At 70.6% G+C, this 2,773-nt stretch carries 2 protein-coding genes; both read right to left on the bottom strand.

Annotation, left to right across the window (positions count from 1 at the left end; genetic code table 11):
• Positions 1-3: 3 nt before the first annotated feature.
• On the bottom strand, positions 4-1,647 hold the full coding sequence (locus tag ACWGIU_RS34735; protein ID WP_453712087.1) for an ABC-F family ATP-binding cassette domain-containing protein: 1,644 nt from the start codon (positions 1,645-1,647) through the stop codon (positions 4-6).
• Positions 1,648-1,824: 177 nt separating this feature from the next.
• On the bottom strand, positions 1,825-2,241 hold the full coding sequence (locus ACWGIU_RS34730) for an SsgA family sporulation/cell division regulator (protein ID WP_453712086.1): 417 nt from the start codon (positions 2,239-2,241) through the stop codon (positions 1,825-1,827).
• Positions 2,242-2,773: the final 532 nt, after the last annotated feature.

Here is a 2,773-nt window from a genome sequence, read left to right as displayed (position 1 = left end):
CTCTCACTCACCCGACCACAGCCTCTCCCGGACCTCCTCGGCCGTGGTCGGCCGCAGCTCGCCGTCCAGCAGGAGCCATCGCGTGATGCCGATCGACTCCAGGAACGGCACGTCGTGGCTCGCCACCACGAGTGCGCCCTCGTACGACTCCAGCGCGTCGGTCAGCTGCCGCACGCTCGCCAGGTCCAGGTTGTTCGTCGGCTCGTCCAGCATGAGCAGCTGCGGCGCCGGCTCCGCCAGCAGCAGGGCCGCCAGTGCCGCCCGGAAGCGTTCGCCGCCCGACAGCGTGCCGGCCGGACGGTCCGCCCGGGCACCGCGGAAGAGGAAGTGCGCGAGCCGGGCCCGGATCAGGTTGTTGGTGGCCTGCGGTGCGAACCGCGCCACGTTCTCCACCACCGAACGGCTCTCGTCCAGTACGTCGAGCCGCTGCGGAAGGAACCGCGTCGTCACATGCGCCACCACCGCCCCGGACACCGGCGCCAGCCGGCCCGCGATCGTGCGCAGCAGGGTGGTCTTGCCAGAGCCGTTGCGGCCCACCAGGGCGATCCGCTCCGGGCCCCGCAATTCCCACTCGCCCGGTACGGCGGCCCCGTGGGCGAGCCGCAGATCGCTCAGCGTCAGGACCTGCCGTCCCGGCGGGACCTGGGTGGCGGGCAGCTGGATCCGGATCTCGTCGTCGTCACGCACCGCCTCCACCGCCTGGTCCAGACGTTCCCTCGCCTGCGCCAGCTTCTCGGTGTGCATGATCCGGTGCTTGCCCGCCGACTCCTGGGCCGCGCGCTTGCGCGCACCCATCACGATCTTCGGCTCGCGCTTGTTCTCGAACATCTTCTGCCCGTACCGCTTGCGCCGAGCCAATTTGACCCGCGCGTCGGCCAGTTCGCGCTTCTGCCGCTGTACGTCGGCCTCCGCGACCCGGACCATCCGCTCGGCGGACTCCTGCTCGACGGCGAGCATCTCCTCGTAGTCCGTGAAGTTGCCCCCGTACCAGCGCACTTCGCCGTCACGCAGATCGGCGATCTGGTCGACCCGCTCCAGCAGTTCCCGGTCGTGGCTGACCAGGAGCATCACCCCGGACCAGGACTCGACCGCCGCGTACAGCCGGCTGCGGGCCCGCAGGTCGAGGTTGTTGGTGGGCTCGTCCAGCAGGAGGACGTCGGGGCGGGCGAGCAGCAGGGCGGCCAGCCGCAGCAGTACGGACTCGCCGCCCGAGAGCTCGCCGATGGTGCGGTCCAGGCCGATCCGGGCGAGACCGAGCTGGTCGAGCGTGGCCAGGGCCCGCTCCTCCACGTCCCAGTCGTCGCCGACGGCGGTGAAGTTCGCCTCGGTGGCCTCGCCCGCCTCGATGGCGTGGAGCGCGGCGCGGGTGGTGTGGATGCCCAGCGCCTCGTCCACGCGCAGCGCGGTGTCGAGGGTGATGTTCTGCGGCAGGTGACCGACCGAGCCGGCGACGGAGGACTGGCCCTCGGTCGGGGCCAGTTCGCCGGCGATCAGCTTCAGCAGGGTCGACTTCCCACAGCCGTTGAGCCCGATCAGGCCGGTGCGGCCGGGGCCCACGGTGAGTTGGAACCCGTCGAAGACGGGAGTGCCGTCGGGCCAGTCGAAGGACAGGTCGGAGCAGGTGATGAAAGCAGGGGCGTGACTCATGGAGGCCTCCAGGTTGCTTGAGTGGTGCGTGCAACGCGGGGAGACAGCCGACGGCTCAGCCGCAGGGCGGGGTGGTCGGTGTCTCGAACCTCAGACGAGCAATGTCCTGCTCCGTTTCGACGGGGATGGGCCGTCTTCGAAGCTACGGGCGGCCGTGGACGCCCGCAATCGAATAACTCAGCAGGTGTCTCGCATCAGCTCGGCCAGGCTGTGGTCCATGTCCAGGTAGAGGTGTTCGAGGCCGGGCGGCACCACGGTCGCCGCCCGCTCCAGGAAGCGGTGCAGCTCGGCCGTCAGCATCAGCACGATCGCGACGCCCTCCGCCGCGTGGAACTCGATGGTGGTCCGGTCGCCGTCGTACGGGCGTACGCGTACGTCGCCACAGCCCGACGGGCGGTCCAGCCCGGACTCCAGCAGCTCGCGCGAGAAGGTCCATGAGACCTCGACGCCTTCCAGCGTCGCGGGGGCTGGGAAGGCCATGCGCACGGCGAACGGATCCGCGCGGTCGTAGCAGAGGGTGACGGGCACGGTCTCGACCTTCGGCGCGGTGGCGACCAGACGGGCCTGTGCGGCCTGCTCGATGACAGTGATCAAGGCTCACTCCCTTGCGGCGGATCTGCTGCCGGACTGTGGGTGGGGCCCGGCAACCCGATAGACGCCGGAATCGGCAAATCCGTGCATGGGCCGTTGAGTGAGCTGTGTCACCGATTGGCTTGAAGCAATCCGTGTGATCGCACAGAGTGACCGGGTGGGGTGTGTGCCCGAAGGCGGCCCCGCCCCGGACAGGGTCCGGGGTGCCTCGGAGAAGGGCTGGTTACCGATCACTCCACAGGCGTAAACGTTCGCATCATGGCTGCGCAGAGGGCAGCGGAGCCGGTCATCCGACGGGCGGGGAGAGGCCGATGCCGCCCCGGGCCGAGGCGATCGGCCCTGGGCAGAGTGTGTCGCGCAGCGCAAAGGGCGGCCGCGCTCACCCCGGCCGCGAGCGCGAGGGCTCGGCTCCCGCGAGATTGCCGCCGCCGGTGTACCGGAAGGGGCTGCCGCTGCTCTCGTCGGCCGGTGCCGGCCTCCCGCCTGACGCTCCTTAACTCGCCCCATCCACCCCCTCCCCTGCGCCGAACCGACC

It is taken from the genome of Streptomyces sp. NPDC054840 (genome assembly GCF_053611065.1).
Note: the sequence above shows the minus strand (reverse complement) of the source record. Positions and strands in the feature narration are given on the sequence as shown.

Coding starts and splice junctions, on each gene's coding strand:
- ACWGIU_RS34735 (WP_453712087.1), bottom strand. CDS start 1,647: ATGAGTCACGCCCCTGCTTTCATCACCTGCTCCGACCTGTCCTTCGAC.